Consider the following 6,805-nt stretch of genomic DNA (forward strand, 5'->3'; position numbering starts at 1 on the left):
CGCACACCCCCGCCTGCGACGCGAGCAGAGGGTGCCACTCTCCCTCCACCGGTGGACCTTGGGTGGTGTTCGGGGAGGGCACACCCAATCACCCGCGCCGGGAGGCCACCGTGGCGCGCGTCGTCTCGGAGGTGCGCCGCGCGGGGGAGGGGCGGCTGCCCGCGCACGTGGTGGACGCCGGCGGCGTGCCCGCGTGGCGCCTGCGCCGCCGCAGGGCCCGCTCGCGGCGGCGCGCCTGACGCCCGCGAGACCGCTCGCGGCGCCGCCTCGCGCCGGCGGCGCGCGGATGCTAGGCTGGGAGCAAGCGACCCGCGCCCGCCCGATGGCGCGGGCGGGGCGGCCACGGGAAGGAGGGTGCGCGTGGCGACATACGTCTTCTCCGATGTGCACGGTCACCGCGCGACCCTCGAGCGCGCGCTGGAGCGCGTCTCGCCGTCCGACGGCGACCGCCTCGTCTGCCTGGGCGACATGATCGACCGCGGCCCCGACCCGGTGGGCGTGCTGCGCCTGGTGCGCGCGCTGCCCGGCGCCGTCGCGCTGATGGGCAACCACGAGGACCTGATGATCTCGTGCCTCGCGGACGACCACGACCTGCTCGCGACCATGAACTGGGCGCTCAACGGCGGCGCCACGACCTCGGCCGGCCTGGAGGCCCTCGAGGCCGACGAGCTGGATGACCTGCTCGCCTGGGTCCGGGCGCTGCCGCGCTCGCTGCACGCGCGCGTGGGCGGCACGCTCTACCTGCTCGCCCACGCCGGGGTGAGGCTCACGGCGGCCGAGCCCGAGTCCTGGGACGACGCGGGCGCCTCCGCCTATCTCGCCGCGCAGTCGCCCGACGACCTCACCTGGATCCGCGAGGAGTTCTGGGGCGCCGAGCGGGGGCTTCTGGGCGCCGACGGCACGGGCCCGGTGGTGGTCGCCGGCCACACGCCGACGCCCTACCTCGAGCGCATGGCCTCCTCGCTCGACCGCGCGCCCGTGGGGGAGGACGGCCTGGCGCGGATGGTGCGCGTGGGGGAGGCGCGCGACCGCTGGGACGTGGACTGCGGCGCGGCCGGCGGCGCCGGCTACGGGCAGGTCCTGATCCTGCGCCTCGACGACGGCGAGGAGTTCTACGAGCCGGTGCGCGACGGCGAGTGAGCGCCATGGCCGATGAGCTGACACGACCCGCGGCCGAGCTGCTGCGCGGGGCGCTCGACGTCGCGCCCTCGTCCGACGGCCTCGCGCGCCCGAGCCGCTTCACGGCCGCCCAGCTGCGCGCCCTCGGGAGCGTGGCGGCCTGGCACCCCGGGCTCTACCGCCAGATGGCGGCCTGCACGGCCGGCGTGTGCGTGGCCTTCCGCACGGATGGGCGTGCGGCGCGCGTGGGGCTCGCGCCGGACGTCCCGCCGCTCCCCACGCGCACGATGCTCGCCGACGCGGAGCGCCACACCGGCGAGCCCGCCGGCGACGTCACGCGCGCGTCGGCCGTCGTGGACGGGCGGCGCACGGGCCCGCTCGCGGCGGACGGCGAGAGGGGCGTGGAGCTCGTCCTCGAGGACCCGGCGAGCCTGCCGGTGCCCGGGATGGCGCACTTGCCCGGCCTCGGGCCCGAGCACGAGGTGCGCCTCTACCTGCCGTGCCTCACCGGCTGCGCGGTGGGCGACGTCACCGTGGAGGGCGCCACCTACCTCGAGCCGCTCCGTCCCCGGCCCGCCCTGCTCGTCCTCGGCGACTCCGTCGCCCAGGGCTTCACCGTGGCCGACCCGGCCCTCACCTGGCCGGTCCTTCTCGCCGAGCGCCTGGGGCTCGACCTGGTGAACCAGGGGGTGGGCGGCCAGGTCTTCCAGCCGGGATCGCTCCCGGACCCCGCCGCGGCGGGGCCGGTGGCCGCCGTGGTGGTGGAGTTCGCCGACAACTACCGCTTCGAGCCGTGCGTCGCCGCGTCCGTGCGCCGCGACGCGCGCGCCTACCTCGCCGAGGTCGCGGCCGGCTGGCCCGACGCGCCCGCGCTCGTGGTGACGACCCCGCCGCACACCGAGGCCTACTACCCCACGCACCCGCGCAGCTGCGCCCCCGAGGTGGACGTCCTGATCGCCGAGGCCGCGGCGCGGTGGCCGCGGATGCGCGTGGTGGACGGCGCGGCGCTGCTGCCGGCCGACAAGCTGGGCGAGCTTCTCGCCGACGGCTCGGACCACCCGGGCGCCGAGGGGTCGCGCCTGATTGCCAAGGAGCTGGCGGACGCGTTCGGCGCTCCCCGGTAGCCCCCGCGCGCCGCCCGCGGCGTGTGACAAAGACCTCCGTTCCCATCGTCCCGCCGCTTGCCGAGAATCGGGCGCCGCCCGCCCCTCCCGGGGACCCCGTCTTCATAGCAGATTCACATATCGGGCGCCTTTGCGCTCGTGTTTGCCGTTTTGAGCCGCCAACACCTACAATGCCGCGAGCAAGGAGCGCCGCGCCCCCCGTGCGACGCCCGAGGGATTGGGGAGTGACCATGGGAAACCTGCGCAGCCGCACGCTCGGGGACGAGTTCCGCGGCATCGTCCGCGACCTTGACGGCGACGCCGAGGGGAGGGCGGCGGGCAGCGCCTACCTCGCCAGCACGCACCCCGCCTCCGAGCGCTACGGGTCGGGCGCCTGGGCGCTCACGCCGGTCGTGCTCGGCGACGCCGAGGTCGACATCCTGCGCGACGCCTCCGAGACCATGGGCCGCGTCCTCGACAAGATCATGCGCCGCTACCTCGACGACGCCTCCTTCCGCGCGCTGTTCCGCCTGCCCGCCGAGGTCGAGGAGCTCACTCTCATGCCCACGGGCTACGAGCGGCTCCTCCCCTTCGTCCGCCTGGACGCGCTCTTTGACCCTGCGACCGGCGACGTGCGCTTCTGCGGCGTCTCCACAGACAGCTCGGTGGGCATGACCGCATCGGTGGACGTGACGCGCGCCATCCAGCTCACCGAGAGCTACCGCCGCTTCTCCGAGCGCCACAAGGGCGTGGAGACCTTCGACATCGCCGACGGCGTGGTGGCGACCCTGCGCGAGACCTACCGCTCGTGGGCCAACGCCGGCGAGGGCATCCGCAGCCCCGAGCGCCCGCCGGTGGGCATCGTGGACTACGCCGAGAGCGCCTCCGAGGGCGAGTTCGCCGACCTCATCGAGCGCCTCGCCGACGAGGGCGTCTACGCGCGCTTCGTGGACATCCGCGACCTGCGCATCGAGGAGGGCGGCGACGGCCAGCGCCGCCTCGTGGACTCCGAGGGCCCCGTGACCTGCGTCTACCGCCGCGCCCTGGTGAGCGAGATGCTCGAGAAGCCCTGCGACGGCTCCCGCGCCCTCATCGAGGCCGCGCGCCGTGGCCTGGCCTGCGTGGTGGGCGGCTTCCGCACCTGGCCCGTCTCGACCAACGCCCTGTTCCCGGTGCTCGGCTCCGAGGCCATGGAGTCGGTGCTCGATGCCCAGGAGCTCGCCTTCGTGCGCTCCCACGTCCCCGAGGCGCGCTTCCTCGAGCGCGGGGACGACGTCTCGCGCTACATCGCCGAGCAGGACCAGTGGCTGCTGCGCCCCGCCGGCGCCTATAGCGTGACCGAGGCCGTGGCGGGCGAGGACCGCATGGACCGTGACGAGTGGTGGCGCGTCCTTCTCGCCTGCTGCGACGAGGGCGGCGTGGCCGTCCGCCTCGACGGCGCGCCCGTCGCGCGCGTCACCGTGGGCGGCGCCGGGCCCTCCTCCGAGCTCGTCGCCGGCGAGGAGCTCGACGCGCGCGTGCTGCTCGGGCTGTTCCTGTTCCACGGCGAGTTCGGCGGCGTCTACGCGCGCTGCGGCGCCGCGGGCCCGCTGGGCTCCTGGGGCCGGCGCGCCGACATGGGCTGCCTCGTGGTGAGGCAGTAGCACATGGGCGCGCGCGCCACGACCCCCGCCAACCCGCTCGCGCCCGGCCTCACCGGGCGCCTCTCCGAGCGCGCCGAGCGCCTCGTGGCCGAGCTCGCCGCGAGCGGGCGGCTCTCGCCGTTCGCGTGCCGCGACGCCTCGGCCATCCGCCGCGACGCCTGCGAGCGCGACCGCGACACGTCCCTGCGCCCCGCCTTCGTGCGCGACGCCGAGAAGGTCGTGCACCTGCCCGCCTACAACCGCCTGGCCGGCAAGACCCAGGTCTTCTCGTTCCGCGCCAACGACGACCTGGCGCGACGTGGCCTGCACGTGCAGCTCGTGGCGCGCGTGGCGCGTGACATCGGGCGGGCGCTGGGGCTCAACCTCGACCTCATCGAGGCCATCGCGCTGGGCCACGACCTCGGCCACACGCCGTTCGGCCACGCCGGCGAGCGCTTCCTGAACGACGCCTACCACGAGCGCACCGGGCGCTGGTTCTTCCACAACGTGCAGAGCGTGCGCGTGATGGACGAGCTGGCCGGGCGCAACGTGAGCCTGCAGACCCTCGACGGCGCGCTCTGCCACAACGGCGAGTTCGAGCAGCAGGTCTTCGAGACGAGCGGGCTGGCGGCGTTCGACACCTTCGAGCGCGTGGTGGCGTCGTGCTGGGAGCGCGGCGCCGACGCGATCTCCCACCTGCGGCCGATGACGCTCGAGGGCTGCGTGGTGCGCGTCTCCGACATCATCGCCTACGTGGGCAAGGACCGCCAGGATGCCATCCGCGCCGGCATCTGCACCGAGTCGAGCTTCGCCGACGGGTTGGGCGGCGGCTACAACGCCTGGGCGCTCGCGGCCTTCGTGGCCGACGTGGTGGAGGCCAGCGTGGGCGAGGACCGGATCGCGATGAGCGAGGAGGGCTTCGCCGAGCTGCGCCGCGCCAAGCGCGAGAACTACGAGAAGATCTACGGCGACGGCGAGGTCAACGGCGACTTCTCCGCTGACGTGCGCGCGCTCTTCTCGGCGCTGTACGATCGCGAGCTCGAGGCGCTGGCCGCGGGCGACGAGTCGGCGGCGATCTTCGCGCACCACGTGCGGCCGACCGAGCGGCGGCTTGCGTACTACGGCCGCACCTACGACTGGGAGGGCGACCCCGACCGGACCGTGGTGGACTTCATCTCGTCGATGACCGACGACTACTTCGTGGCCACCTGCGAGGCGGCGTTCCCCGAGGCGGCGGGCCTCTTCCCGCACCGCGGCTACTTCGGCGAGGGCGTGCGGCCGTAGCGGGCCTCTCGCCGCGCGCCCCTCTCGCCGCCGCGCTCGTGCCCCGTTCCATCGAGTGCACGAAATTATTGATATTGACAGGGATTTTGGGTCGCACGTCTTCTTGCGACCTGCGCTTTTGTGCGCGAGAAGAGCCTGGAGAGCCCTCTTATATCAATAATTTCGTGCACTCGATGAAGATGGGCGGCTGCGGGGCGAGAAGGGCGCTCGTGCGCCCGGCGAGAAGGGCCCCGTGTCCGGGCGATGACGTACAATCGCCCCCATGGACACGCTCTTCACCCACATAGAGACCGCGCGCAGAAACGAGAACGCGCCGCTCGCGGCCCGCATGCGGCCCGACACGCTCGACGGCTTCGTCGGGCAGGCGCAGGCCGTGGGCCCCGGCAGCTGGCTCAGGCGCGCCATCGAGCACGACACGCTCTCGTCGGTCATCCTCTACGGCCCGGCCGGCACCGGCAAGACCACGCTCGCGCGCATCATCGCGCACACCACGCACGCCGAGTTCGTGGAGGTCAGCGCCGTCACCGGCACGGTCAAGGACCTCCGCCGGGAGATCGAGGCCGCCCAGTCCCGCCTGCTCTCCCTCGGCCGGCGGACGATCCTCTTTGTGGACGAGATCCACCGCTTCAACCGCAGCCAGCAGGACGCCCTGCTGCACGCCGTGGAGGACCGCACGGTGGTGCTCGTCGGCGCCACCACCGAGAACCCCTACTTCGAGGTCAACTCGGCGCTCATCAGCCGAAGCCGCGTGGTGGAGCTGCAGCCCCTGGACGACGACTCGATCCGCGAGCTGCTCGCCCGCGCCGTGGCCGCGCCGGAGGGCCTGGCCGGCGCCTACGAGCTCACGCCCGAGGCGGCCGACGAGATCGTGACGCTCTCGGGCGGGGACGGACGGGCGGCGCTCACCTCGCTCGAGCTGGCGAGCCAGATGGTCGACCCGCCGGCGGACGGCGAGAGGCCCGACGGTGCCGCGGCCGCCCCGCTCAGGATCCTCCCCGAGCACGTGCGCGAGGCCAACCCCCGCCGCGGCCTGCCCTACGACAAGTCCGGCGACATGCACTACGACGTCATCTCGGCCTTCATCAAGTCGATGCGCGGCAGCGACCCCGACGCCGTGCTCTACTGGCTCGCGCGCATGCTCGACGCCGGCGAGGACCCCAAGTTCATCGCCCGCCGCATCATGATCTGCGCCTCCGAGGACGTCGGCAACGCCGACCCCACGGCACTGCTCGTGGCCCACGCGGCCTTCCGCGCCACCGAGGTCATCGGCATGCCCGAGTGCCGCATCAACCTGGCCCAGGCGGCTATCTACCTGGCGCTCGCGCCCAAGTCCAACGCCGCCGAGGCCGGGATCGACGCCGCCCTCGCCGAGGTCCGCTCCGGCCCGCGCCGCGAGGTGCCGAGCCACCTGCGCGACCGCCACCGCCCCGGCTCCGACGAGTACGGTCCCTACCTCTACCCGCACAACTACCCGGCCGGCTGGGTGAAGCAGCAGTATCTGCCGGACGGCCTCGAGCGCGGCTCCTTCTACCACGCCGGGCCGCGCGGCTGGGAGGCGTGGCGCCAGGAGGCCATCGGCCGCGAGCGCGCCTGGGACAATGGGGACGGAGGTGTTTGTCACACCCCGGAGGTGTGACAAAAACCTCCGTCCCCACTGTCACGGCACTGAACGCTGAG

6 protein-coding genes are annotated in these 6,805 nt (G+C 73.9%); all 6 read left to right on the top strand.

The features are described 5' to 3' along the window. Positions 1 to 239 (top strand): hypothetical protein (locus tag ACWTSU_RS05830; protein WP_455138938.1); only part of this gene is annotated, 239 nt, incomplete at its 5' end. Positions 240 to 360: 121 nt separating this feature from the next. Continuing rightward, positions 361 to 1,140 (top strand): metallophosphoesterase family protein, encoded by a 780-nt coding sequence (locus tag ACWTSU_RS05835; protein WP_455138939.1) that lies wholly within the window; start codon positions 361 to 363, stop codon positions 1,138 to 1,140. Positions 1,141 to 1,145: 5 nt separating this feature from the next. Next, complete coding sequence (locus ACWTSU_RS05840) at positions 1,146 to 2,243, top strand: SGNH/GDSL hydrolase family protein (RefSeq protein WP_455138940.1); 1,098 nt, start codon at positions 1,146 to 1,148, stop codon at positions 2,241 to 2,243. A 230-nt stretch (positions 2,244 to 2,473) separates the two neighbouring features. After that, positions 2,474 to 3,865, top strand: a complete 1,392-nt coding sequence (locus ACWTSU_RS05845; protein ID WP_455138941.1) for a hypothetical protein — start codon at positions 2,474 to 2,476, stop codon at positions 3,863 to 3,865. A gap of 3 nt (positions 3,866 to 3,868) precedes the next feature. After that, positions 3,869 to 5,128 (top strand): deoxyguanosinetriphosphate triphosphohydrolase family protein, encoded by a 1,260-nt coding sequence (locus tag ACWTSU_RS05850; RefSeq protein WP_455138942.1) that lies wholly within the window; start codon positions 3,869 to 3,871, stop codon positions 5,126 to 5,128. 262 nt (positions 5,129 to 5,390) lie between these two features. Further along, on the top strand, positions 5,391 to 6,764 hold the full coding sequence (locus ACWTSU_RS05855; protein ID WP_455138943.1) for a replication-associated recombination protein A: 1,374 nt from the start codon (positions 5,391 to 5,393) through the stop codon (positions 6,762 to 6,764). Positions 6,765 to 6,805: the final 41 nt, after the last annotated feature.

The organism is Thermophilibacter sp. (genome assembly GCF_966187215.1).